18 protein-coding genes are annotated in these 23,916 nt (G+C 73.6%); 9 read left to right on the top strand and 9 right to left on the bottom strand.

What is annotated here, in order from left to right; translation table 11 throughout:
• Window positions 1-26: 26 nt before the first annotated feature.
• The 3 genes from ACZ6WH_RS36465 to ACZ6WH_RS36455 are packed head-to-tail and all read right to left on the bottom strand — an operon-like array spanning window position 27 to window position 3,231.
• Window positions 27-1,448 carry an ABC transporter substrate-binding protein gene (locus tag ACZ6WH_RS36465; RefSeq protein WP_469734098.1) on the bottom strand — a complete coding sequence of 474 codons (1,422 nt, stop codon included), beginning with the start codon at window positions 1,446-1,448 and terminating at the stop codon, window positions 27-29.
• Window positions 1,448-2,305: a carbohydrate ABC transporter permease gene (locus tag ACZ6WH_RS36460; protein WP_469734097.1), complete on the bottom strand. Its 858-nt coding sequence runs from the start codon at window positions 2,303-2,305 to the stop codon at window positions 1,448-1,450. The genes ACZ6WH_RS36465 and ACZ6WH_RS36460 overlap by 1 nt, the downstream gene beginning before the upstream one ends.
• Window positions 2,302-3,231: a carbohydrate ABC transporter permease gene (locus ACZ6WH_RS36455; RefSeq protein ID WP_469734096.1), complete on the bottom strand. Its 930-nt coding sequence runs from the start codon at window positions 3,229-3,231 to the stop codon at window positions 2,302-2,304. Before ACZ6WH_RS36455 ends, ACZ6WH_RS36460 begins: the two co-directional genes overlap by 4 nt.
• 425 nt (window positions 3,232-3,656) lie before the next feature.
• Here ACZ6WH_RS36455 and ACZ6WH_RS36450 point away from each other — a divergent pair, with 425 nt between their 5' ends.
• The 3 genes from ACZ6WH_RS36450 to ACZ6WH_RS36440 all read left to right on the top strand — a co-directional run bounded on the left by ACZ6WH_RS36450 (window position 3,657) and on the right by ACZ6WH_RS36440 (window position 6,277).
• Window positions 3,657-4,568, top strand: coding sequence for an aminoglycoside phosphotransferase family protein (locus ACZ6WH_RS36450; RefSeq protein ID WP_469734095.1), 912 nt, complete (start codon window positions 3,657-3,659; stop codon window positions 4,566-4,568).
• A 410-nt stretch (window positions 4,569-4,978) separates the two neighbouring features.
• A complete protein-coding gene (locus tag ACZ6WH_RS36445; RefSeq protein ID WP_469734230.1) occupies window positions 4,979-5,710 on the top strand; it encodes an SAM-dependent methyltransferase in 732 nt (243 codons plus the stop codon).
• Window positions 5,711-5,926: 216 nt separating this feature from the next.
• Window positions 5,927-6,277 (top strand): VOC family protein, encoded by a 351-nt coding sequence (locus tag ACZ6WH_RS36440; RefSeq protein WP_469734094.1) that lies wholly within the window; start codon window positions 5,927-5,929, stop codon window positions 6,275-6,277.
• 25 nt (window positions 6,278-6,302) lie between these two features.
• Here the strand turns inward: ACZ6WH_RS36440 and ACZ6WH_RS36435 are convergent, their stop codons facing one another.
• Complete coding sequence (locus tag ACZ6WH_RS36435; protein WP_432859755.1) at window positions 6,303-7,013, bottom strand: 3'-5' exonuclease; 711 nt, start codon at window positions 7,011-7,013, stop codon at window positions 6,303-6,305.
• 220 nt (window positions 7,014-7,233) lie between these two features.
• On the opposite strand from ACZ6WH_RS36435, the gene ACZ6WH_RS36430 reads away from it, so the two are divergent.
• Entirely contained in the window at window positions 7,234-7,998 is a 765-nt protein-coding gene (locus ACZ6WH_RS36430) for an SDR family NAD(P)-dependent oxidoreductase (RefSeq protein WP_469734093.1), read from the top strand.
• A 64-nt stretch (window positions 7,999-8,062) separates the two neighbouring features.
• Here ACZ6WH_RS36430 and ACZ6WH_RS36425 read toward each other — a convergent pair whose 3' ends face one another.
• Window positions 8,063-9,301 (bottom strand): SAV2148 family HEPN domain-containing protein, encoded by a 1,239-nt coding sequence (locus ACZ6WH_RS36425; protein ID WP_432859751.1) that lies wholly within the window; start codon window positions 9,299-9,301, stop codon window positions 8,063-8,065.
• Between the two features lie 515 nt (window positions 9,302-9,816).
• On the opposite strand from ACZ6WH_RS36425, the gene glgX reads away from it, so the two are divergent.
• Window positions 9,817-11,946: a glycogen debranching protein GlgX gene (gene glgX, locus ACZ6WH_RS36420; protein ID WP_469734092.1), complete on the top strand. Its 2,130-nt coding sequence runs from the start codon at window positions 9,817-9,819 to the stop codon at window positions 11,944-11,946.
• Here the strand turns inward: glgX and ACZ6WH_RS36415 are convergent.
• Window positions 11,900-13,291: an MFS transporter gene (locus ACZ6WH_RS36415; protein WP_469734091.1), complete on the bottom strand. Its 1,392-nt coding sequence runs from the start codon at window positions 13,289-13,291 to the stop codon at window positions 11,900-11,902. The genes glgX and ACZ6WH_RS36415 overlap by 47 nt on opposite strands.
• Window positions 13,292-13,412: 121 nt before the next feature.
• Here ACZ6WH_RS36415 and treY point away from each other — a divergent pair, with 121 nt between their 5' ends.
• Window positions 13,413-15,983, top strand: coding sequence for a malto-oligosyltrehalose synthase (gene treY, locus ACZ6WH_RS36410; RefSeq protein ID WP_469734090.1), 2,571 nt, complete (start codon window positions 13,413-13,415; stop codon window positions 15,981-15,983).
• Here the strand turns inward: treY and ACZ6WH_RS36405 are convergent.
• Complete coding sequence (locus ACZ6WH_RS36405; protein WP_469734089.1) at window positions 15,970-16,515, bottom strand: FHA domain-containing protein; 546 nt, start codon at window positions 16,513-16,515, stop codon at window positions 15,970-15,972. The genes treY and ACZ6WH_RS36405 overlap by 14 nt on opposite strands.
• A 287-nt stretch (window positions 16,516-16,802) precedes the next feature.
• On the opposite strand from ACZ6WH_RS36405, the gene ACZ6WH_RS36400 reads away from it, so the two are divergent.
• The gene (locus ACZ6WH_RS36400; RefSeq protein ID WP_469734088.1) at window positions 16,803-17,720 is read left to right on the top strand and encodes a GNAT family N-acetyltransferase; all 918 of its coding nucleotides are present in this window, start codon (window positions 16,803-16,805) and stop codon (window positions 17,718-17,720) included.
• Between the two features lie 68 nt (window positions 17,721-17,788).
• Window positions 17,789-19,579 carry a malto-oligosyltrehalose trehalohydrolase gene (gene treZ / locus ACZ6WH_RS36395; RefSeq protein ID WP_469734087.1) on the top strand — a complete coding sequence of 597 codons (1,791 nt, stop codon included), beginning with the start codon at window positions 17,789-17,791 and terminating at the stop codon, window positions 19,577-19,579.
• Between the two features lie 25 nt (window positions 19,580-19,604).
• Here treZ and ACZ6WH_RS36390 read toward each other — a convergent pair whose 3' ends face one another.
• Window positions 19,605-21,062 (bottom strand): purine-cytosine permease family protein, encoded by a 1,458-nt coding sequence (locus ACZ6WH_RS36390; protein WP_469734086.1) that lies wholly within the window; start codon window positions 21,060-21,062, stop codon window positions 19,605-19,607.
• 166 nt (window positions 21,063-21,228) lie between these two features.
• Between ACZ6WH_RS36390 and ACZ6WH_RS36385 the strand changes: the two genes are divergently transcribed.
• Window positions 21,229-22,749, top strand: coding sequence for a PucR family transcriptional regulator (locus ACZ6WH_RS36385; RefSeq protein ID WP_469734228.1), 1,521 nt, complete (start codon window positions 21,229-21,231; stop codon window positions 22,747-22,749).
• A 64-nt stretch (window positions 22,750-22,813) separates the two neighbouring features.
• On the opposite strand, the gene ligD is transcribed toward ACZ6WH_RS36385, so the two are convergent.
• Entirely contained in the window at window positions 22,814-23,884 is a 1,071-nt protein-coding gene (ligD, locus tag ACZ6WH_RS36380) for a non-homologous end-joining DNA ligase (protein ID WP_469734085.1), read from the bottom strand.
• Window positions 23,885-23,916: the final 32 nt, after the last annotated feature.

Here is a 23,916-nt window from a genome sequence, read left to right as displayed (position 1 = left end):
AATTGCCTTCTGGGAGTGGACAAGGCTCAGCGCTGATACCGGGCGAGCACGAGGTTGCCGTCCTCGACGAGCCGGCCCCGCAGCTCCGTCATCCCGATCGCTCCGCTGTAGTACTCCTGGAGCCCCGGCGTGGCGATCTTGTCCTTCCACTCCGGGTAGCCGCGCACCGACTGGGCCGGCGCCGCGTGGAGCGAGCCGGCCAGCGCCGTACCGGTGGCCCAGCCGTACTTCCGCACCCGCAGCCGCGGGTCCCGGAGCGCGGTCGTGCCCGTGGGCAGCATCCAGTCGCCGAGCGCCAGGCGCGCCATGTTGGCCGGCTCCAGCAGGAAGGCGATGAAGGCCATCGCCGCTTCCTTCCGCGGACAGTCAGCGGAGATCGAGAGCGTCTGCGGGCTCACGCCCTGGGCCGGAGCGCCGTCCGCCGGGGCCGGGAGCACCGTCCAGTCGAACCCCTCGGGGGCCTGCTGAACGATCTGCTGCCGGTACGAGAACCCGAGCGGCACCATCGCGTACCGCCCCGCGAAGAAGCCGGGGAGGGTGTCCGAGCCGCCCATGCCCAGCGTGGTGCGTGCCGCGCTGCCGTCGACGTTCACCTGGTCGTGGATGGTCCGCGGGACGACCTGGTCGGCGGCGTCGAACCGGACCTCGGCCCTGCCGTCGGCCCGGCGGTGGAAGAGCCGGCCGCCGGTGGAGAGCGCGAGGTTGAGGGTGGCCGACACCGGTTCCTTCAGCGGCCAGGCCACTCCGTACCGGCGGTCTGCGCGGCCTTCTCCGCCGCCCCCTTCGCGGCCCTCGTCCCGGCCTCCCGTGCGGCCCCCGGCCCGGCTCAGCCGCTCGGCCGCCGCCCGGAACTCCGCCCAGCTCCAGGGCTCCTCCGGCGTGGGGACGCGCACCCCGGAAGCGGCGCGCAGCAGCTCCCGGTTGGCGATCAGGACGCGCGGCTCCTGGAGGAACGGCACGCCGTACACCCGCCCGTCGAACGTGCCGGTCCGCCAGCTGTGCCGCGGGATGTCGGCGGTGAGCCGGTCGGGCAGCAGGCCGGTGAGGTCGGCGAGGCTGCCGCCGTACGCGAAGTCCGCGAGGTCGTCGGAGGCGTCGTGGATGATGTCGGGCGCCTCGCCGCCCTCGAAGGCGGTCAGCAACTGGTCGTGCACGGTGGGCCAGGCGCCCTGCACGTACTCGACGCGGGTACGCGGGTGCCGCCGGTTCCACTCCTCGACCAGCGCCTTGTTGGCCGCCACGGACTCCGCCTGCCAGGCGAGCGACTGGAACCGCAGCGGCCGCCGCCCCGCCGCCGCGCCACGCCCACCGGAACACCCGGCGAGCAGGGCCCCCGCGCCGACGCTCCCCAGGGAGGCGGCCCCCGCGGAGGCGGCGGCGCTCAGGAAGGTACGCCGGCGCAGCGGGGCATGGGCGGGCGCCGCGGCGGCCGTCGTGGGCGCGGGCATCAGTGCTTCACCGCCCCGGCGAGCATGCCGCCCGTGATGCGGCGCTGGATGACGGCGAAGAGGACCAGACCGGGCAGGGTGGCGAGGAGGGCGGCGGCCGCGAGCGGGCCGAGGTCGGCGACGCCCTCGGCGCCGAGGAAGTGCGTGAGCACGACCGGCATCGTCTGTTTCTCCGGCGACTTGAGCAGAACGAGCGCGAAGAAGAACTCGTTCCAGGCGGTGATGAAGGCGAACAGCCCGGTGGCGACGATCCCGGGCACGAGGAGCGGCGCGGTCACGGACACGAGGGTGCGGACCCGGCCCGCCCCGTCCACGGCCGCCGCCTCCTCCAGCTCGGCCGGCACGGCCCGTACGTACCCGGTGAGCATCCACAGCGCGAACGGCAGCGACCACACGAGGTACACGAGGGTGAGCCCGCCGAGCGAGTCCACCAGGCCCACCGCCTTCAGCAGCAGGAACAGCGGAACGATGACCAGGACCAGCGGGAACGCCTGGCTGACCACCACCCACCCGGTCGCCGCCCGCGCCGCCCGGGTCCGGAAACGTGCGAGGACGTACGCCATCGGCGTGGCCACCACGACGGACAGCACCGCGGCCCCGGCCGCCGCGAGCAGGCTGTTGGCGGCGGAGCGCAGCAGCGGCTGCTCGGCGAAGGCGGCCCGGAAGTTCCCGAGGGTGGGGTCGTGCGGGATCCAGCCGGGGTCGATGCTGCCCAGCTCGCGCGGCGGCTTGAAGGCCGTGGACACCAGCCACAGGAAGGGCACCAGCAGAAAGACCAGATAGCCGAGCAGAGCGAGGTACTGGCCCGTACGGGCCGCGGCGGCACGCCGGCGACGGGCGGTCATCGGACCGGTCATCGGGCGTCCTCCTCGGTCCGCAGCCGGCCTGCCAGGTAGACGGCCAGCAGGACGGCGATGACGGCGACCATGGCGAGCCCCATCGCCGCCGCGTACCCGAACTGGCCGTACCGGAAGGCCTCCTCGTACGCGAACAGCATCGGCAGCCGGGTGCGCCCGCCGGGGCCGCCGTCCGTCAGCACGAAGACCAGCGCGAACGAGTTGAAGTTCCAGATGAAGTTCAGCGCGGTGATGGCCAGCGCCACCGGGCGCAGCGCGGGCCAGGTGACCGTACGGAACCGCCGCCAGGCGCCCGCGCCGTCCATGGCCGCCGCTTCGTGCAGCTCGCGCGGCACGTTCTGCAGGCCGGCGAGCAGCGGCACGGTGGTCTGCGGCAGACCGGCCCAGACGCCGACGACGATGACGGCGGGCAGCGCGGTCGCCAGGCCGCTCAGCCAGTCGTGGCCGCCGCCGAACCCGAAGGTGCGCAGCGTGTCGTTCAGCACGCCCGCGTCCGGGTGGTACACCAGCCGCCACATGATGCCGACCACGACCTCGGGCATCGCCCACGGCACGATGGCCAGCGCCCGGGCCAGCCAGCGCAGCCGCAGCTTCTCGTTGAGCAGCAGGGCGAGGCCCAGCGCGAGGAAGAACTGCGGGACGGTGACGCCCACCGCCCAGACCAGCCCGATCCGGAAGGACTCCCAGAACAGGGTGTCCTTCAGCAGGTCACCAAAGTTCAGCAGCCCCACCCAGCGGGTGGGTTCGGTACGCCCCGACTGCGCGTCCGTGAAGGCCAGCGACACTCCGTACAGGAGTGGGCCGACGCTCAGCACGAGGATCGGTATCAGCGCGGGCAGCACGAGGAACCACACGCCGTGGTCACGGCGCGGTCCCGCACCGGCCGGTCGGCGGGCGGACCGCCGTGGCGCGGTCACGAGGGTCACGGCGGGGGCTCCTTGACGCGGCTCGGCCCGAAACGACCGGTACATCCGATACGGAACGGCCGCGCACGCCCGTACGCGCGGACAGCCGACGTCATCGTCGTTACCCCCCCGCTCCTGCGTCAAGGCGTCGCGCTCCTGCGTCGAGGCGTCGCGTGGGCAGGTGGGAGGCGTCCCCGAGCGGACGGGGCTCGGATCGGGTGCCGGGGTACGGAGCCCTCCGGGGGGGCGGGCGGAGACGTCCTGAGGGAGCGTGGCCCACTGGGGATGGGGTGTCGGAGCCGTCCTGGACGGGGGGGGGCGGAGACGTCCTGGGGTGCGTGGCCCGCCGCGGGTGGGTTGTCGGACCCGCCTGAGAGACTGTGGGTGATCGAGACACCGGAGCGGTCGGAGCACCGGGGTGCTCACGGAGCGCAGGAGGCAGCAGCATGACCGAGGCGAGTGGCGGAGCCGGTTCCGTGCCGGGCACGCCCTTCACGGAGGCGCGCGCACGGGAGGTGCTGGCCACGGCCGGACGGCCGGAAGCCGCGGCGGACGCCAAGCTGCTCGCCCTCGGCGAGAACGCCGTCTTCGCGCTCGGCGACGGCGGCCCCGTGATCCGGGTGGGCCGCAGCGCCGAACTGCTCGCCCGCGCCGAGCGGGAGCTGCGGGTGGCCCGCTGGCTGGCGGAGTCGGGCGTGCCGGCGGTGCGCGCGGCCGAGCCCGGGGCGAGGCTGGTGGACGGCCACCCCGTCACCTTCTGGGAGCGGCTGCCCGAGCCGATACGCCCCGCCGGACCCGCCGACCTCGCCGAGCTGCTGCGGCGGGTGCACGCCCTGCCCGAGCCGCCGTTCGAGCTGCCCCGGCGGGAGCTGCTGGGCGGCGTGGAGCGCTGGCTGCGGCTGGCGGGGGACGCGGTGTCACGGGAGGACGCGGAGTACCTGCGCGGCCGCCGGGACGCTTTCGCCGCCGCGGCGACGGCCCTTGAGCCGCACCTGCCGCGCGGCCCCATCCACGGTGACGCGCTGCCGCGGAACGTCCATGTCGGCCCCGACGGCCCGGTCCTGGTCGACCTGGAGACCTTCTCCCGCGACCTGCGCGAGCACGACCTCGTGGTCATGGCCCTCAGCCGCGACCGGTACGGCCTGGGTGCCGAGGCGTACGACACCTTCGTACGGGCCTACGGCTGGGACGTACGGGACTGGGAGGGCTGTGCCGTACTGCGCGGCTCCCGCGAGACCGCGAGCTGCGCCTGGGTCTCCCAGCACGCCCCGGGCAACCCCGCGGCCCTGAAGGAGTTCCGCAGCCGCATCGCCTCCCTCCGAGAAGGCGACGCCTCGGTGCGCTGGTACCCCTTCTGACACCCCGGCGGTCTGACACCCCGGCGGAACGACAGGGCATCGCGGCCCCGGTGGAGCGACGCGGCACAGCGGTCCCAGCGGGACGAGGCAGTACCGCGGTCCCGCCAGAACGACGCGGTACAGCGGTCCCGGCGGAGCGGCGCGGTACCGCGGTTTATTCGGTACCGCCGGCGCCCTCCCAAGCACTAGCGTCCCGCCCCATGCCCGACACCACGCCTCCCGTGCGTCCCACACCGCCCGCGAACGCGACACGGCCGGCACCCTCGAACGCGACACCGCCGCCCCCCGCGGACGCAGCGCAGTCGGCCTCCGCAGACGCGACACCGCCGGCCCCCGCGGACAGGGCACAGCCGGCGTCCACGGCCGGTGACGGGCCGCCGCGACTCACCCGGCTCGACTTCCACGGACCGCTGTCCGAGGAACGCGCCGGGCGGATGATCCAGCGGCTCGCCGCCGCCCGCCCGGCCACCGTGCTCGACATCGGCTGCGGCTGGGGCGAGTTCATGCTGCGGGTGCTCGACGCCACGCCCGGCGCCACCGGGCTCGGCATCGACCTCGCCGCCGACGACCTCGCCAGGGGCCGGGCCAACGCCGCGGCCCGCGGACTCGCCGACCGCGTGGAGTTCGCCGAGGAGTCCGGGCACGGGACGGCCAGGGGCCCCGCCGACCTCGTACTGTGCCTCGGCGCCGGCCACGCCGTGAGCGGCCCCGAGACACCGAACAACTTCCGCACCGTACTGAGCGAACTGCGCCGCCTCGTCACCCCCGGCGGCCGCGTGCTGTACGGCGAGGGCTTCTGGCAGCGCCCGCCGGCCACGCCGGAACTGGCCCGGATGTGGCCGGGCGCCACCGCCGAGGAGCATGTGAGCCTGGCGGAACTGGTCGACCTCGCCGTCGACGCCGGCTTCCGGCCGGCCTGGGTGGAGACGGCGAACAGCGACGAGTGGGAGACGTTCGAGGCGGCCTACCGCAGCGACGTGGAGGAATGGCTGGCCGCTCATCCCGGCCACCCGCTGGCCCCCGAGACCCGCGAACGCGCCGACACGCACCGCAAATCCTGGCTCAGCGGCTACCGTGACCTCCTCGGCATCGCCTACCTGACCCTGGTCCCTACCGAGCCCCCGCCCCCGCTCCACTCGTAACGAACCTCTCCTTCCCTCTCCCCCTCCCCCTCGCCCACCCTCCCCGCCACCACCTCCGCCTCGCCCGCCCGCACTCCCCCGCTCCCCCGCTCCCCGTCGTTCGCTCGCCCTTTCACCCCCCCGCGTACTCGCGTTCCTCGCGTCCTCGCGTCCTCTCACCCCTCGCGTCCCCGCCGCATCCTCGCGTTCCTCGCGTCCTCTCCTCTGGAGTCATCGATGGCCGTTCGCCGTGTCGTGCCCAATGTCGCCTCCGAGGCGATGGAGGAGAGCCGGGATTTCTACGGGCTGCTGGGGTTCGAGGAGGTCATGAACCTGGGGTGGATCACGACGCTCGCCTCCCCTTCCCACCCGGCCGCACAGGTCAGCTTCATGACGGCCGACCGGACGGGACCGGTCGTCCCCGACCTGAGCGTGGAGGTGGAGGACGTGGACGCGGCCTACGAGGCCATGCGGGAGAAGGGCGCGGAGATCGTCCACCCGTTGCAGGACGAGGAGTGGGGCGTACGGCGCTTCTTCGTCCGGGACCCCAACGGCCGGGTGGTCAACGTGCTGAGCCACCGCCACTGAGCCCCGTCCTCGCTCGCGCTGCGCCTCACCCCCGCGGTATCAGCGGCCAGGCCGGTTCCACATGGGCCGTGGGGTTGCTCGTACGGCGCAAGTAGCGCTGGAAGGAGGCGGCCTGGTCCGCCGCCGCCTTGCGCTGGAGGGCGTGCAGGGCGGGCAGGGTGAGCCCGGCGACCTCCGGGTGCTTCGCGCCTATTCGGCGGGCCACGCCGACCGCGGCCACGGCATCCGCCCCCGCTTCGTGCGCCGCGTCCAGCGCCACGCCGTACTGCGCGCACAGCGCCTGGAGGGTGCGCTTCCCCTTCCGGTAGGGGTCGAGGTGCTTGTCGAGGACGAGCGGGTCGACGACCGGCGCCGGGTCCGTGCCGAGCCGGTCGGACAGCGGCTCCACGCCGTGCCGCCGGCACTCGCGGTCCAGCAGCGAGAGGTCGTACCGGGCGTTCATCACCACGAGCGGGAGGCCCGCGCCCAGCGCGGCGGCGAGCGCTTCGGTGATCTCCGCCAGGCCCACGGCGGCCGGACGGCCGTGCTGCCGCACGTAGTCGGTCGAGAAGCCGTGGATGGCCGAGGCCTCGGACGGTATCGGCACGCCCGGGTCGAGGACCCAGCTCAGTGCCGGTGCCGCCGCTCCCGTCTCGTCGAGCCGGACGACGGCGGCGGTGACGACCCGGTCGGTCTCGACGTCGGTGCCCGTCGTCTCCAGGTCGAAGCCGACCAGTGGTTCCTTGTGCCAGCTCATGCGGCCTCCTTCGGTGGTGCGTCCCCCGTGTCGCACGCGATCGTCCGCTGTTTCGCACGGCTGCGATCTCGTGTTCCCTCACTCTCCCACGCACCACTGACAACGCCGCCGGATCCCCTCGCCGGCTCCCCCCACCTCGCCGGGCGTCGCCTCCCGTCGCAGGCACCCGCCTCCCACAAGCCCCGGCCCTCCCCCGCCCCCGGCCCGTAGGGTCTCCCGTATGGATCTTCAACTGGCCGGACGGCGCGCGGTGGTGACGGGGAGCAGCGGCGGCATCGGGGCCGCGGTCGCCGGGATGCTGGCGGCAGAGGGCTGTGACGTGCTGGTGCACGGGCGGAACGCGGACGCCGCCGCCGAGGTCGCGCGCCGGGTGGCGGACCACGGCGTCCGCGCCGACGTGGTGCTCGGCGATCTCGGTGAGCCCGACGGCGTGGAGCGGGTGGCCGGCGCGGCGCGCGACTTCGGGGCGCACGTCCTGGTCAACAACGCCGGGCCGTTCGTGGAGCACGACTGGGACTCCGTACGGCCCGGTGACTGGCGGACGGCGTTCGAGGGGAACGTGTTCTCGGCGGCGCGGCTCACTCAGGCGCTGCTGCCCTCGCTCCGCGCGCACGGCTGGGGCCGGGTGATCAACATCGGTACCCAGGCGGTGCGGACCCCGCTGCCCAACATGGTCGAGTACTCCGCCGCCAAGGCCGCCGTGGTGAACATGACGACCAGCCTGGCCGGGCACCTGGCCGGCACGGGCGTCACGGCGAACTGCGTCAGCCCCGGCGTCATCGAGACGCCCTCGATGCGCCGGATGTTCGAGGAGCGCGGCGAGACCGCGGCGGACGCGGCGGCCCGGTACGCGCCCAATCCCGTGGGGCGGCTGGGGCGCGCCGAGGACATCGCGGGCGCGGTGCTGTATCTCGCGAGCCCCCTGGCCGACTACGTCAACGGCATCGAGCTGCGGGTGGACGGCGGCATCACGGGCACGCCCTGACCCGGCGCGGCCCGCGGGCCTCGGGCGGGCGGATCGCCTCAGGACACCGGCGGGGCGGAACTCCTCAGGACACCGGCCGCGCGTCCGTCCATACGCTCTCGAACTCCTCGCGGTACACCTCGAAGAGTCCGTGGTCGCTCTCCCGGCCGTCCTCGTGGCGCACGACCTCCCGGCCGCCGCCGCGCAGCACCAGCACCGGCACCTCCATGCCGCGGCTCTTGCGGAGGTAGGACTGCACGACGGCGATGCCGCCCGGGCCGTCGCCGTCGACGAGGTACGCCGTGAAGCGCGGGGTCTCGTCGAAGACCTGGATCTCGAACGCGCCGGGGTCGCGCAGCCTGGCCCGCACCCGCCGCATGTGCATGATGTTCATCTCGATGGACCGGCTCATCTCGCCCTTCTTCAGGCCCAGCTCCCGCTCGCGGCGGCGGACCGCGCTACTGGCCGGGTTGAGGAAGAGCAGCCGTACGCGGCAGCCGGACTCGGCGAGCCGGACCAGCCGGCGGCCCGAGTAGTTCTGGACGAGCAGGTTCAGGCCGATGCCGACGGCGTCGAGACGGCGCGCGCCGCCGAAGAGGTCCTCGGCGGGCAGCTGGCGCTGGAGGCGTACCCGGTCGGAGTGGACGCCCACGACGTCGGCGTAGCGGTCGCCCACGAGGTCCTCGACCGCGTCGATGGGCAGCCGCCCGGCCGTACGGGTGCCGATGCCGGAGCCCAGTATCTCCAGGAGGCGCGCGGAGGCGCGTTCGGCCTGGGCGAGCACCGTCTCGGAGAGCGCGCGGTTGCGGGAGACGATGTTCCGGGCCACCTCCAGCTCGTCCAGCCCCAGCTCGACGTCGCGCCGGTCGTCGAAGTACGGCTCGAAGCAGGGCCAGTGCTGGACCATCAGCTCGCGCAGCTGCGGAAGGGTGAGGAAGCTGATGATGTTGTCGTCGGCCGGGTCGAGGAGGTAGCCCTTGCGGCGGCTGACCTCGCGTACGGCGACGGCGCGCTGCACCCACTCCTGGCCGGCGGGCCCGGCCGCCGCGACCACCCATTCGTCGCCGTGCACCGGCTCGTAGATGGGGCGCAGCACGGCCGCGACCACGGCACGCAGCCGCTGTTCGACCAGATTCAGCCAGATGTAGGCACGCCCGGCGCGTCTGGCGCGGGTGCGTACCTCGCTCCAGGCCTCGGCGTCCCACTCCAGCTCCGCCCCGATCTCCAGGGGGCGTGCGAGGGACACCGCGCCGGGCGGTGCGTCGATGGAGCCGCCCTCATGACCATCGTCACCAGGAGGCAACTCCAACCCGCCCGAGCTCACCTGTACACCGCCTTCCGAACCTCCGTGCCAACGATCAAGGCACCCTACTGCGGGTCCGGGAGAGGGTGCAGCCGGATGCGCCGACTCTTCCACCAACTCCCCTTATTCGCCGTGCCCGTTGTGTCCGGAAAGGGAAGCGGGCGTGAGCGGAGTCATAGTCGTGCGGCGGGAAGCCGCACGGGAGTCCCGGGGGACTCTCCCCTCGTCACGTACCTCGTCAGGGGTACGGAGTGGTTCCGGAGGCCGCCGGGAACGAGGCCGAAAATGATTGCTCAGGAGTCGCGACACGCCCAGGAAGCACCTTCCAGCGCATTATGTCGCTATACATCGTGATTACGGTCGGACACCTGATCGTTCCCCCGGTCGGAGGACCCTCATTCGCGGCAGGTTGCCTGACTTTCGGCGAAGATCTCGCGAACGTCCCACTGTTTGGCGCTCATCGGGGAAGAATTCCGGTTCGGTCCGCGGTCGTCAGTCCGTCGCGGCGCCCCTCTAGGAAGTGGAAGAGTCGACGCATGCAGGTCTGGCCGGGACAGGCGTATCCGCTAGGTGCCACGTACGACGGTGCGGGCACCAATTTCGCGGTGTTCTCCGAGGCGGCACAACGTATCGAGCTGTGTCTGCTGCACGACGACGGTTCGGAGACGGCCGTCGAGCTCCGCGAGTCCGATGCCTTCGTCCGTCACGCTTATCTGCCCGGCATCATGCCGGGCCAGCGGTACGGTTTCCGGGCGCACGGCCCGTACGAGCCGGCGCAGGGTCTCCGCTGCAATTCCGCGAAACTGCTGCTGGACCCGTACGCCAGGGCGGTCAGCGGCAGCATCGACTGGGACGAGGCGGTCTACGGCTACCACTTCGGCAGGCCTGACAGCCGGAACGACCTGGACTCGGCGCCGCACACGATGGCGTCGGTCGTCGTCAATCCGTATTTCGACTGGGGTGACGACCGCCCGCCGCGTACGGATTACCACGAGACCGTGATGTACGAGGCGCACGTCAAGGGCCTCACGATGCTGCACCCCGAGCTCCCCCAGGAGCTGCGCGGTACGTACGCGGCGCTGGCGCATCCCGTGATCATCGATCATCTGCGCGAGCTGGGCGTCACGGCCCTGGAGCTGATGCCCGTACATCAGTTCGTCAATGACCACCGGCTGGTGGACGAGGGGCTGGCGAACTACTGGGGCTACAACACCATCGGCTTCTTCGCGCCGCACAACGCGTACGCCTCCTGGGGCGACCGCGGCCAGCAGGTGCTGGAGTTCAAGTCGGCGGTGCGCGCGCTGCACCAGGCGGGCATCGAGGTCATCCTCGACGTGGTCTACAACCACACCGCCGAGGGCAACCACATGGGGCCGACGCTGTCCTTCAGGGGGCTGGACAACCCTTCGTACTACCGCCTCACGGACGACCCGCGGTACTACATGGACACCACGGGCACCGGCAACAGCCTTCTGATGCGCAGCCCGCACGTGCTCCAGCTGATCATGGACTCGCTGCGCTACTGGGTGACCGAGATGCGGGTGGACGGCTTCCGTTTCGATCTCGCGGCGACCCTGGCCCGGCAGTTCCACGAGGTCGACCGGCTGTCGTCCTTCTTCGACCTGGTGCAGCAGGACCCGGTGGTCAGCCAGGTGAAGCTGATCGCGGAGCCGTGGGACGTGGGCGAGGGCGGCTATCAGGTGGGCAACTTCCCGCCACTGTGGACGGAGTGGAACGGCAAGTACCGCGACACCGTGCGTGACCTCTGGCGCGGCGAGCCCCGCGCGCTCGCGGAGTTCGGGTCCCGGCTGACGGGCTCCTCCGACCTGTACCAGGGCGACGGGCGCCGGCCGCTGGCCTCCGTCAACTTCGTGACCTGCCACGACGGCTTCACCCTGCACGACCTCGTGTCGTACAACGACAAGCACAACGAGGCCAACGGCGAGGACAACCGGGACGGCGAGAGCTTCAACCGCTCCTGGAACTGCGGCGCCGAGGGCGAGACGGACGACCCCGAGGTGCGGGAACTGCGGGCCCGGCAGATCCGCAACTTCATCGCCACCCTGATGTTCTCGCAGGGCGTGCCGATGCTCAGCCACGGGGACGAGTTCGGCCGCACCCAGCAGGGCAACAACAACGCCTACTGCCAGGACAACGAGCTGGCGTGGGTGCACTGGCCCGAGGCGGGCGAGGACGGCGGGGGCAAGGAGCCCTTGGAACTGCTGGAGTTCGTGCGCCAGATGGTGTGGCTGCGGCGCGACCACCCGGTGTTCCGGCGGCGCCGCTTCTTCCACGGGCGGCCCATGGAGGGCACGCACGACGAGCTGTCGGACATCGCGTGGTTCACGGCCGAGGGCGACGAGATGCAGCAGCGCGACTGGCAGGCGGCGCACGCGAAGTCGCTGATGGTCTTCCTCAACGGCAGCGCGATCTCCGAGCCGGGCAAGCGCGGGGAGCGGATCTCCGACGACTCCTTCCTGCTGCTGTTCAACGCGCACGGCGAGGAGAAGGAGTTCACCGTGCCGATCGACCACGGGCGGCAGTGGCAGGCCGTGGTCGACACCGCGAACCCGAAGGCGGTCGCCGAGGGCGGCACGAAGGTGCGCGCCGGGGACACGCTCACGCTGGTGGGGCGGAGTCTGATGGTGCTCCAGCGGCCCGCCTGACGGGGGCCGCGTCCGCTCCGGTGCCCGGCCGGACGCCTCCGTACGGGGGCATGGCGGGCCGGGTGCGGAAGCGGACGGTCAGCGTGAGGCACAGCACGAGGACGGCGGCGGCGACCGCCACGGCGAAGGCGGCGGCCGGGCCGTAGGACTCCGCCAGCCGCCCGGACAGGGCCAGCGCGAGGGCCTGCCCGCCGACGACCGAGCTGGTCAGGAAGGCCATCGACTCGGCCATCCGGCGGGCGGGGACCAGCCGTTCGGTGAGTGCGAAGATCGTGATGAGGTGCGGCGCGAAGGCCACTCCGAGCACCACGACCACCGCGTACAGCGCTCCGAGGGAGCCGACGAAGAGCAGCGGTACGGACAGCGCGGTCAGGCCCACGGCGGCGGCCCGCCAGCGCGCCGGCAGGCCGATGCGGGCCGGGACGAGGACCAGCGACAGCCCGGCCACGGCGCTCATGACGCCCATGGCGGCGTAGACCAGGCCCGCGTGGCCGGGAGCGCCGAGCCGCTCGGTGAGCGCGGTGATGCCGGCCTGCGAGGCGCCGAACATGGCGCCCTGCAGGGCCATGGAGACGCGCAGGGCGTGCGCGGCCCGCGGAATGCCGGGCCGGTCCCGCCGGGCCGCCCTGCGGCGTTCTCGCGCCTCGGCGTGTCGCTGCCGCCGGGAGAGCGGCCGGTCGGGGCGCGCGGTACGGCCGTACGCCGTGGGCGCGTCCGCCGCCCGCGCCCCGGGGGCGGTCAGCCGCGCCGTCGGGTGCAGCGCGAACGCCGAGCCGCAGCCGGCCAGGAGCAGCGCCGCCAGCCCCAGCGCGACGGCGGGGTGGGCGGCCGAGGCCGCGACGCCCACCAGGGCCGGGCCCAGCACGAAGGACACCTCGTCCAGCGTGCCCTCCCAGGACAGCGCGGCGTTCACCGTGCGCTCGTCGGCCCCGCTCCGCCGTACCAGCGCGACCATCCGGGTCCTGGCGAGCGGCCCCACCTGGGGGACGGTCAGCCCGGCGAGCAGCCCGAGGAAGGCCAGCGGAAGCATGGCCAGGTGGGACAGCGCGGCGAGCACGAGGGCGGCGACGGCGAGGGCGTTGGCCCAGCAGGCCGCCAGGACCACCGGACGCTGGCCGTGCCGGTCGGCGAGCCGGCCGATGAGCGGGCCGGCCACCGTCTGCCCGGCGGCCAGCGCGCCGCCCGCCACGCCCGCCGTCGCCAGACTGCCGCTGGTCTCGGCGACCAGCAGGACGCTGCCGAGCTGGCACATGGCGGTGGGCAGCCGCCCGAGGAAGGAGACGGCGGGCAGCACCGGGCCACTGGTGGCGAGCACGGTGCGGTAGGTGGCCAGGGCAGCGGTCATCGCACGACGCTATCGGGAGCGATGCCCGTGCCCGTATGGGCAGGACGTACGAAGGAAAAACGGGGCACACCCCGCCCGATCGGATGAAGCAACAAGGCACCGCGCGGGTACGTGTGTCCCCATGACGCCCGAATCCAGCGCGCCGCCCACCGCCACCTACCGGTTGCAGCTCCAGCCCGGCTTCCCGTTCGCGGCCGCCGAGAAGGCCGTGCCGTACCTGGCCGACCTGGGTGTCTCGCATCTGCACCTGTCGCCCGTGCTCGGTGCCGTCCCCGGGTCCACACACGGGTACGACGTGGTGGACCACTCCGTGGTGCGCGCCGAACTGGGCGGCGAGGAGGGGCTGCGCGCGCTGGCACGGACCGCCGCCGCACACGGTCTGCGGCTCGTGGTGGACCTGGTGCCCAACCACATGGCCCGGCCGGCCCCCGCCTCCTTGAACGGGCCGCTGTGGTCCGTTCTGCGGGACGGCCCCGCCTCGCCGTACGCCCGCTGGTTCGACATCGACTGGGAGGGCGGGCACGGCGGGCGGCTGCTGATGCCCGTACTGGGCGGCCGGCTGGCCGACGAGCTGCCCCTGATGCGCATCGAAGGGGACGTGCTGCGCTACCACGAACACGCGTTCCCCATCCGCCCCGGTACGGAGCAGCTGCCGCTCCCCCGGCTCCTCGATGCGCAGTGGTACCGGCTCTCCTGGTGGCGGCTGGCCCGCACGGAGCTGAACTACCGGCGTTTCTTCACCATCTCCGAGCTGATCGCGGTGCGCGTCGAGGACCCCGAGGTCTTCCGGGCGACGCACGCGACGGTGCTGCGGCTCGTCGAGGACGGCGTGATCGACGGGCTGCGCATCGACCACCCGGACGGACTCGCGGACCCCTCGGGCTACCTGGCGCGGCTGGCGCGGGCCACGGGCGGGCGCTGGACGGTCGTGGAGAAGATCCTCACCGGCGACGAACGGCTGCCCCGGAGCTGGGCGTGCGCGGGCACCACGGGGTACGACGCGCTGCGCCACATCGACGGGCTCTTCGTGTGCCCGGAGGGCGCCGACGTGCTGTTCGGGGTGTACCGGGACGCGGTGGCGCCCCTGGCGGACCGTGGCGGCGACTGGGAGGAAACGGTACGGCAGGCCGCCTGCGAGGTCGTCACCCACGAACTGGCGGCCGAGATCGACCGCCTGGTGCGGACGGCGACGCGCATCAGTGAGCGCACCCCGCACCACGGCGACCACGCCCCCTGGGCCCTGCGCCGCGCCCTGCACGAACTGCTCGTCCGGCTGCCCGTGTACCGCCCCTACGCGCAGGACCCGTGGTGCGCCGAACGGGACGCGGCGATGCTGGAGGCCGCCGCCGAGGGGGCGGCCGGCGCCTTCGAGGTGCGCGAGGAGGCCCGCTCCGTGGAGCTGGTGCGCGACCTGGCCCTGGGCCGCCTGGCCGACGAAGCCGAGGACGACGACGGCGCGGACCACGCCGACTTCGCCGCCCGCTTCGCGCAGACCGCCTCGGCGCTGCACGCCAAGTCGGTCGAGGACCGCGCCTTCTACCGCTACACGCCGCTGCTGTCGGCCTGCGAGGTCGGCGGCGACCCGGGGTGCCCGGCGGTCACCGTGGACGCCTTCCACGCCTTCTGCGGCCATCTCCAGGAGAACTGGCCGACATCCGGGACCGTCCTGTCCACCCACGACACGAAGCGCAGCTCCGATGTCCGCGCCCGCATCGCCGCGTTGAGCGAGTGCCCCGAAGGCTGGCGCGAGGTCCTGACCCGCCTGAACACCCGCACCGCCCTCACCCTTGACGGCCCGGAGCCCGACCCGCAGATGGCGTGGACGGCCTGGCAGACCGCCTTCGGGTTGGCGCGCCCGGGCCCGGAGACGGGCGCGGCGACCGCTCCGGGCACGGGCGCCGACACCGCTGCATACCGGCCGGACGGCACCGCTTCGTACGGGCGCGACGGCATCGCCTTCGAGAGGCTGGAGCCGGCGGTCCTGAAGGCCGTGCGGGAGGCCGCGCTGCACACCACGTGGACCGAGCAGGACGCCACCTACGAGGAGTCGGTCACGGACTTCCTGGAGGCGGGCCCGTGCAGCCCCACCGCCGCCGCCGAACTGGCCGCGTTCGCCGATGAGCTGTCCCCCTTCGTCCGCGCCAACGTGCTCGGCGCGGCGCTGCTGCACCTCACCATGCCGGGCGTACCTGACCTCTACCAGGGCACCGAGCGGGAGTTCACCGCGCTCGTCGACCCCGACAACCGGGCGCCCGTGCGCTACTCCCCGGAGTTCCTGGCCGATGTGGAAGGCGGTACGGACGGCGGCGCGCCGGCCGGCGACCCGCAGGGCTTCCCGGACCTCTCCGCCGAGAAGCTGCGGCTGACCGCGGCCGCGCTGCGGCTGCGCCGGGCGCACCCGGACTGGTTCGGCCCGGAGGGCACCTACCGGCCCCTGCACGCCGACGGCGACCCGTACCGGCACTGTGTGGCGTTCGCCCGCGCGGACCGTGCGGTGACCGTGGCCACGCGGCTCTCGCTGCGCCTCGCGGAGTCCGGCGGCTGGCACTCGGCCGCCCTGCGGCTGCCGGACGCGCCGTCCGGGGTCTGGCACGACCTGCTCACGGGCCGCGACTTCGAGGGCCCGTCCGTACCGCTGGCCGCGCTCCTGGACCGGCTGCCGGTCGCGCTCCTCGTGCTCAGCGCCCGGTGAGCACGTAGGCGACGCTGCCGAAGCCGACGTGGTCGCCGGGGGCCACGGCGACCTCGCCGAGGACCCGGCGGCCGTTGACGTACGTGCCGTTCATGGAGCCGAGGTCGCGCAGCAGCCAGGTGTCCCCCGAGGTGCGGAGCTGGGCGTGGGAACGGGAGACCGTGTCGTGGTGGAGGCGCAGCCCGGCCCCCGGGGCGCGGCCGATCAGGAGGGGGAACGGCCCGGGGTCGGGCAGCAGGAGCTTGGGGAGGCGCTCCGTGCGCCACGCCCTGCGGACCGTGAGGTGGAAGGAGGACGCCTTGCCGACCGCGCGCAGCACGGCGGCCTGGAATCGGCCGCGGGTCGCCAAGTCGCCGGTGGCCCGCTCCAGTTCGCTGCGCCGGCGGGCGGAGAGCACCAGCTCCAGGCGGCGCAGGAAGGTGTCCTGGGACAGCCGCCCGTCGGCCGCGCCCTCGCGCAGCAGCTCCAGCGCGCGGTCCCGCTCTGCATCCGACAACCGGGCCGGCCGAGCCGGGAATTCGAGCGATGACATGTCCATGATTCTCCGGCGGGCCCGCGTTCCTGTCCAGACGAGGCCCGGCCGTCGCCCGGCCTCCACCTCGGAGGACGGTACCGGGGCCCGATCAGTTCCGGCGGAAATTCCCTGGCGCCCCGCACGTGGCCCGGGATATGGTCCCGCCACAGCTTGGAACGCATGAGCGGAAGGAGGCGGAACGGCATGTACGGCACGGCCCATGACCTGTTCGCGCGCTCCCGCGCCGCCCGCTCCATACGCTGACGGGCCGTCGGGAGCGCGCCTCCCGAGAGGAACCCCACCCCATGACCGATCCGGTCATCCGCGCGCTCACCGAAGGCGACGCGCATCTCTTCCACACCCTGGACGACCCCACGGCCCCGCTCCTGGGCCACGAACTCTTCGGCCGCCCCTACGCCACGCGCGCGGCCGGCGGCGAGTACCGCCCCGACTGGACCTGGATCGCGCTGCGCGACGGCGTCGTCGTGGCACGCGCCGCGTGGTGGGCGGGCCCGGACGACGCCCGCCCGCTCTCCCTGGACCGGCTGGACTTCGCACCCGGCGAAGCGGCCGCCGCGACGGAGCTGCTGCGTACCGCCCCGCTCTCCGCCGAGTACGTGCTGATGCTGCCGCCCGGCTGGCGGGACCGGCCCGACGTACGGGCCGCAGCGGAGGCCCGGATCGCCGTCGTACGGGCCGCGGGGCTGCGCCCCGTGGTCGAGCGCTTCCGGTACGGCTGGACCCCGGAGTGCGGCGTGCCGGCGGATCCCGGGCGGCTGGTCTTCCGGCCCGAGCCGGACGACGAGGTGGTCCTGGACGTGCTGCGGCAGGTCGAGCGGGGCTCGCTGGACGCGCACGCCCGGCAGGCCGTCGCCGCGGGCGGCATCGAGCAGGCCGCCCGCGAGGAGCTGGAGTTCTTCCACTGGTGCCCGTCGCCGCGCGAGTGGTGGCGGATGGCGTACACGCCCGCGGGCGACGTGGTCGGGCTGCACGTCCCGGCCCGTAACCACGCCGCCCCGATCGTGGCCTTCATCGGGGTGGTTCCCGGCCAACGTGGCCACGGCTACGGCTACGACCTGCTGGTCGACTGCACACGGCGGCTGGCCTCGCTCGGCGTCGACCGGATCGTCGCCGATACGGACCAGCACAACACCCCAATGGCGGCGGCATTCGCCAAGGCGGGGTACCCGGTCACCCAGGAGCGTGCTTTCTTCGACAGGTAGGCGCACGCAGACGCACCGATGTCCGCGGGGGCGCGTCGCCGTGCCGTGGCGAGGAGGGAGAGGCCGTCGTGCTCTTCGAGGTGTGGGCTCCGGAGGCCGAGCGGGTCGCGCTCGAACGGTGGGACGGCGACGGGGGCCGGGAAGCGGCCCCCGTCGCCGTCCCCCTGACGCGCTGCCCCTCCCGTGCGGGCTGGTGGCAGGCGGACGCCGCGGCCAGCCACGGGGACCGGTACGCCTTCCGGCTGGACGGCGGCGAGCCGCTGCCCGACCCGCGCGCCGCCCGGCTGCCGGACGGGCCCGGCGGCCCGGCGGCGGTCGTGGACCACGCCCGGTACGCCTGGCAGCACGACTGGCCCGGCCGCGGGCTGCCCGGCGCCGTCCTCTACGAGCTGCACATCGGCACGTTCACGCCCGGCGGCACGTTCGACACCGCCATCGAGCGGCTGCCGCACCTGAAGGACCTCGGCATCACGCACCTCGAAGTGATGCCGGTCTGCCCCTTCCCGGGCACCCACGGCTGGGGATACGAGGGCATAGCCCCCTGGGCGGTGCACGAACCGTACGGCGGCCCGGACGGGCTGAAGCGCTTCGTGGACGCCGCGCACGGCCTCGGGCTCGGCGTCGTCCTGGACGTGGTGCACAACCACCTCGGCCCCGACGGCAACCATCTGTCCGCCTTCGGGCCGTACTTCACCGACACCCACCACACCCCCTGGGGCGCCGCCGTCAACCTCGACGCCCCCGGCTCCGACGAGGTACGCGCCTACTTCCTCGGCAGCGCCCTGTCCTGGCTGCGCGACTACCGGATCGACGGGCTGCGCCTGGACGCCGTGCACGCGCTGCACGACGGCCGGGCCCGGCACTTCCTCGCCGAGCTCTCGGAGGCGGTCGACGCGCTCGGCACGCAGCTGCGCCGGCCGCTGTTCCTCATTGCCGAGTCCGACCTCAACGACCCGCGCACCATCGCGCCCCGCCCCTACGGAGGGCACGGTCTGCACGCGCAGTGGAACGACGACTTCCACCACGCCCTGCACGCCGCGCTGACCGGTGAGTCGCAGGGCTACTACGCGGACTTCGCGCGGGCCCCGATGGCGGCCCTGGCCACCACTCTGACCAGTGGCTTCTTCCACGCCGGCACGTACTCCAGCTTCCGGGGGCGCACGCACGGCGCGCCACTGGACACGCACACCGTCCCCGCACACCGCCTGCTCGGTTACTCCCAGACGCACGACCAGATCGGGAACCGCGCGCTCGGCGACCGCCTCTCGGACCGGCTCTCGCCCGCCCTTCAAGCGTGCGCCGCGGCCCTCGTGCTGTGCGCCCCGTACACGCCGATGCTCTTCATGGGTGAGGAGTGGGGCGCGGGCACGCCCTGGCAGTTCTTCACCGACCACACCGACCCCGAACTGGCGGCGGCGGTGCGCAACGGACGCCGCCGGGAGTTCGCCTCGCACGGCTGGCAGGCCGAGGACATCCCCGACCCGCAGGACCCGGCCACCCGGGAGCGTTCCTGCCTGGACTGGGCGGAGCCCGGCCGCGCCCCGCACGCCGATCTGCTCGGCTGGTACCGCACGCTGCTCGCGCTCCGCCGCGACCACGCCGCGCTCACCGACCCGGACCTGACGCGGACGCGGGTGGCGTACGACGAGAACGGGCGGTGGCTGCGGCTGGACCGTACGGCCGGCCACGGCCCGGGCGGGGTACTGCTGGCCGTGAACCTGCACCCGTCCCGTACGGCGGCCGTGCCGGTGCCGTACGAGGGGGCACGGGCGCTGGCGGGGCGGCCCGCGCCGCAGGAACCCGGCGCGGACGGAGTGCTGCGGCTGCCCCCGGAGTCGGTGACGGTCCTCGGGACGTGAGACCGGCTCCGGGGCGCTCCCGGCCTCAGGAGGCGGCGGGCTCCGGCTCCGGCGCCTCCGCCGGCGCGCCGTCCAGCTCGCGCTCGCTGGTGGCCACGGCGGCCAGCTCCGCCTTCAGGTCCAGGTTGCGGGTGAGCAGGTAGTACAGGCCGCCGCCGATGACCAGGCCGGGCACGAAGGACAGGTCGGCGCCTCCCAGGGCCTTGGCGGCCGGGCCTTCGTAGGCGTGGGTGGCGAAGAACGGGATCATCGTGATGAAGCCGACGGCGTAGGAGACGATGCCGCGCCAGGACCAGCGGCCGTAGATGCCGCCCTTGGGGTCGAAGATCGCGGTGACCGCGTAGTGGCCGCGCCGCACGCAGTAGAAGTCCACCAGGTTGACCGCGGTCCACGGCACCAGGAAGTACAGCATCATCAGCACGAAGGTGTTGAAGCTCTCCAGGTAGTCCTTCGGAAGTGACATGGCGACGGCGAAGATGACGACGCCCACCGCGGCGATACCCGCGACCCGCAGCCGGACGGTGGGCTTGACCGTACGGAAGGCGTCCACGGCGCTGGTGGTGGTGAGCATCGCGCCGTACGCGTTGACGGCCGTGATGCCGATCAGGGCGACGGAGGAGACGACCACGGCGAAGGTGCCGAAGCCGGGCAGGACGGCGTTGCCGACCTGGCGGATACCGGTGATCGCGCCCGGCTCGGGCAGCGCGGAGGACAGCAGCGCGCCGAGCGACATCAGCCAGACGGCGGAGCCGGCCGCCCCGGCGTAGGTCCACCAGATGACCTTGCGGGCCGAGACGTCGCGCGGCAGGTAGCGCGAGTAGTCGGAGACGTAGATCGCGTAGCTGATCTGGTAGCCGGCCGCGGCGGAGAAGACGACCAGGAAGGACGTCCAGGTCGAGCCGGTGCCGGCCGCCGCGGCGTGCGCGGTGCCCGGGTCCAGCTGGACGATCGCGCCGATGGTGAGGACGCCGAAGACGGCGATCAGCACGTACGTCAGCCAGCGCTGCACGAGGTGCAGCAGGTCGTGGCCGACGACCGCGAGGACGATCGCGACGGCGATGATCAGGGCGTACCAGAGGGTGGTGCCGCCGGGGAGCACCGTCTGCAGGCCCTCGGTGGCCAGCACCACATTGAAGACGTTGAAGCCCACGTACACGAAGACCACCGCGGCGAAGGGCACGATCACGCCGCGGGTGCCGAACTGGGCCCGCGACTGGATCATCTGCGGCAGACCCATCCGGGGGCCCTGGTTGGCGTGGAAGGCCATGAAGAAGGTGCCGAAACAGGCGCCGAGGACGACGGCCAGCACGGACATGCCCAGGCCCAGCCCCAGCTCGGGGCCGAGGAAACCGGTGACCATCGTGGTGAGCACGAAGTTCCCGGTGAACCAGAACGGCCCCTGGTGCCAGACCTTGCCGTGGCGCTCGCGCACGGGCACGTAGTCGATCGAGCGTTGTTCGATGACCCTGGGGGCGGCAGCCATGGGTCCTCCTCGGGTGGTGCGGTGATCGGCGGGGGCCGTACGGGGACGGTGAAGCTGGGTGGGGAACGTGCGGCCTGGGGCCGGGCACGGTGGTGTGAACCTACGGGCCCGTTCGGAGCCGCTTCGATCGCCCGATCGTCCATCCGATAGATATGTGATGGACACTATGTCTATGCCGCTGTACCTCACCGACCTCCTGGCCCGTGCCGACCTGAACCTGTCGGTCACCGGCGCCCCGGCGCCCGGGCTGCTGGACCGCACGATCGAGGCCGCCACCGTCTCCGACCTGCTGCATCCCGGGGAGTGGCTGCAGGGCGGCGAGCTGCTGATGACCATCGGCCTGCTGCTCCCGATGGAGCCCGCCGACTGCCGGGCGTACGTCGCCGACGTGGCGGCCGGCGGGGCCGCGGCCCTGGCGCTCGGCCTCGGGCACGGCCTGCCGTACCAGGCGGCGCCGCAGCCCCTGGTGGACGCGGCGCAGGAGGCCGGGCTGCCGCTGCTCACCGTCCCGGACGAGGTGCCGTTCATCGCCGTCACGAAGGCGGTCTTCGAGGCGCGCGCCCACGAGGAGCGGCAGGTGCTCCAGCGGGCCTTCGCCACCCAGCGGCGGCTGACCGCGGCGGCCACCGACAACGGGCTGCGCCCGATGCTGGAGGAGTGGACGGCCGCCACCGGGGTCGGCGCCGCGGTCCTCGATCCCCTGGGCCGGCTGCTCGCCTCGGGCGGGCCGGACGCCGCCCCCGTGGTGGACGACGCCCGCGACCTCATCGACCGGGTGGCCTCCCGGGGGCTGCGCGGCAGCGCCGCCAGTACGGCCGGCGGGCTGCAACTAGAGGTGCAGCCGCTGGGCGCCCGCCGGCTGCGCGGTCTGCTCCTCCTCAGCGGCGGCCCCGACACCTCGGCCCGCGCCGTCGTGCCCGGCCTGGTCTCGCTCCTCTCCCTGGAGCTGGAGCGCCGCCACCTCATGGACGAGCCCGAGCGGCGCCGCCGCTCCGCGCTGCTCGCCGAACTGCTCGCCGAGCCGGAGGCCGGCCAGGAGCGTGCCGCGGGCCGCGCGCGGGACATCCTCGCCTCCGTGGGGCTCGCCGCCGACCGCGTGCGTGGCGTGGTGTTCGAGGCCTCACGAGAGACGGCCCAGGAGTCTGCCGCCGACCTCGCCCTCGCCGTACCGGGCGGACTGGTGCGGGTCACGGAGGGCGGCCTCGTCGAGGCGGTGGTCGGCGCGGAGCTGGACGTACGGGACGTCCTCGGCCGCTTCGCCCCGGGCTGCCCGGCCGGTCTCGGCCCGCTGACGGCCCCGGAGGCCGTCCGGACGTCCCTGCGGCAGGCCGGCGGGCTGCTGGGCCTCAGCCGGGCCACGGGCGAGCCGGTCGAGGCCCGGGAGAGCCAGGCCAGCCGGCTGCTCCTGGAGCTGGGCGACCGGCGTACCCTCCTCGGCTACGCGGACGCCGTCCTCGGCCCCCTGGACCTCACGGACAACGGCGAGGAGCTGATCTCGACGCTGGCCGCCTGGCTGGAGTCCGGCGGCTCCTGGGACACCACCAGCCGCCGCCTGGGCGTCCACCGGCACACCGTCCGCAACCGCCTCGACAAGGCGATGTCCCTCACCGGCCGCCGCCTGGACGACGCCGACGACCGCTTCGACCTGTGGCTGGCGACCCGTATCCGGCGCGGGGGACGGGTGTAGCCGGGACCGGACGGCGGGGACGGGTGCGGCCGGGACCGGGCACCGGGCCAGCCGGGGCGTCCGGTCAGTGCCGGGCGCGGCTCGGCTGGACGCGGGTGGGCTCGCCCGGCATCTTCGGGTGGTCGGGCGGATAGGGCAGGTCGCCGAGGTCGGCGTCGCGCTCGGCGAGTTCGAAGACGCGCTCCAGCCCGAAGGCGTGGTCGGCCATGTCGGCCTGCACGTCGCCCCGTTCCGCGTACCGGGCCGGCATCGTGCCCAGATCGAAGTCGAACGGCTCGGCGTCGTCCAGCTCGTCCCAGCGCAGCGGCGCGGACACCGTGGCCCGCGGCCGGGGCCGCACCGAGTACGCGGAGGCGATGGTGCGGTCCCGCGCCATCTGGTTGTAGTCCACGAAGACCCGGGTACCGCGCTCCTCCTTCCACCAGGCCGTGGTGACCCGGTCCGGCATCCGGCGGGACAGCTCGCGCCCGAGGGTGATGGCCGCACGTCGCACCTCGGTGAAGGTCCAGCGCGGCTCGATCGGCACGTAGACGTGCAGGCCGCGCCCCCCGGAGGTCTTCGGCCAGCCGCGCAGCCCCAGTTCGTCCAGGAGCGCGTGCAGCTCGTGGGCGGCCCGTACGGCGTCCTTGTAGTCGGTGCCCGGCTGCGGGTCGAGGTCGATGCGCAGCTCGTCGGGGTGGTCGGGCCGGTCGCGGCGGACCGGCCAGGGGTGGAAGGTCAGGCAGCCGAGGTTGGCCGCCCAGAGCACGGCGGCGACCTCGGTGGGGCAGATCTCGTCGGCGGACCGGCCACTGGGGAAGGTGATGTGGGCGGTCGGGAGCCAGTCGGGCCTGTTCTTCGGGGCGCGCTTCTGGAAGAAGGATTCACCGGTGACGCCGTCCGGGTACCGCTCCAGGGTCGTCGGCCGGTCGCGCAGCGCACGGATGATGCCGTCACCGACGGCCAGGTAGTACTGCGCCACGTCCAGCTTCGTGAAGCCGCGCTCCGGGAAGTAGACCTTGTCCGGGTGCGACAGCCGTACGGTACGGCCGCCGGCGTCGATCTCCGTGGCCGCACTCCTGGCGCCGCTCGCGTCCTCGGCCCCGCGCGCAGCTCCGGCGCCCCGCGCACCTCCGGTACCGCCTGCACCGCCCATGACCGCCACGGTAAGGGCGCGCGGCCGGGCGC

Source organism: Streptomyces sp. NPDC050806 (assembly GCF_055586425.1).
This window is presented reverse-complemented; position numbering and strand designations above follow the sequence as displayed.

What these genes read in the sequence shown, in the direction of transcription:
- ACZ6WH_RS36430 (WP_469734093.1), top strand. Translation starts at nt 7,234, where the DNA reads ATGGATCTTCAACTGGCCGGACGGCGCGCGGTGGTGACGGGGAGCAGC.
- ACZ6WH_RS36400 (WP_469734088.1), top strand. Translation starts at nt 16,803, where the DNA reads ATGACCGATCCGGTCATCCGCGCGCTCACCGAAGGCGACGCGCATCTC.
- ACZ6WH_RS36460 (WP_469734097.1), bottom strand. Translation starts at nt 2,305, where the DNA reads ATGACCGGTCCGATGACCGCCCGTCGCCGGCGTGCCGCCGCGGCCCGT.
- ACZ6WH_RS36390 (WP_469734086.1), bottom strand. Translation starts at nt 21,062, where the DNA reads ATGGCTGCCGCCCCCAGGGTCATCGAACAACGCTCGATCGACTACGTG.
- treY (WP_469734090.1), top strand. Translation starts at nt 13,413, where the DNA reads ATGACGCCCGAATCCAGCGCGCCGCCCACCGCCACCTACCGGTTGCAG.
- ACZ6WH_RS36440 (WP_469734094.1), top strand. Translation starts at nt 5,927, where the DNA reads ATGGCCGTTCGCCGTGTCGTGCCCAATGTCGCCTCCGAGGCGATGGAG.
- ACZ6WH_RS36435 (WP_432859755.1), bottom strand. Translation starts at nt 7,013, where the DNA reads ATGAGCTGGCACAAGGAACCACTGGTCGGCTTCGACCTGGAGACGACG.
- ACZ6WH_RS36385 (WP_469734228.1), top strand. Translation starts at nt 21,229, where the DNA reads ATGTCTATGCCGCTGTACCTCACCGACCTCCTGGCCCGTGCCGACCTG.
- ACZ6WH_RS36415 (WP_469734091.1), bottom strand. Translation starts at nt 13,291, where the DNA reads ATGACCGCTGCCCTGGCCACCTACCGCACCGTGCTCGCCACCAGTGGC.
- glgX (WP_469734092.1), top strand. Translation starts at nt 9,817, where the DNA reads ATGCAGGTCTGGCCGGGACAGGCGTATCCGCTAGGTGCCACGTACGAC.
- ligD (WP_469734085.1), bottom strand. Translation starts at nt 23,884, where the DNA reads ATGGGCGGTGCAGGCGGTACCGGAGGTGCGCGGGGCGCCGGAGCTGCG.
- ACZ6WH_RS36465 (WP_469734098.1), bottom strand. Translation starts at nt 1,448, where the DNA reads ATGCCCGCGCCCACGACGGCCGCCGCGGCGCCCGCCCATGCCCCGCTG.
- ACZ6WH_RS36405 (WP_469734089.1), bottom strand. Translation starts at nt 16,515, where the DNA reads ATGTCATCGCTCGAATTCCCGGCTCGGCCGGCCCGGTTGTCGGATGCA.
- ACZ6WH_RS36450 (WP_469734095.1), top strand. Translation starts at nt 3,657, where the DNA reads ATGACCGAGGCGAGTGGCGGAGCCGGTTCCGTGCCGGGCACGCCCTTC.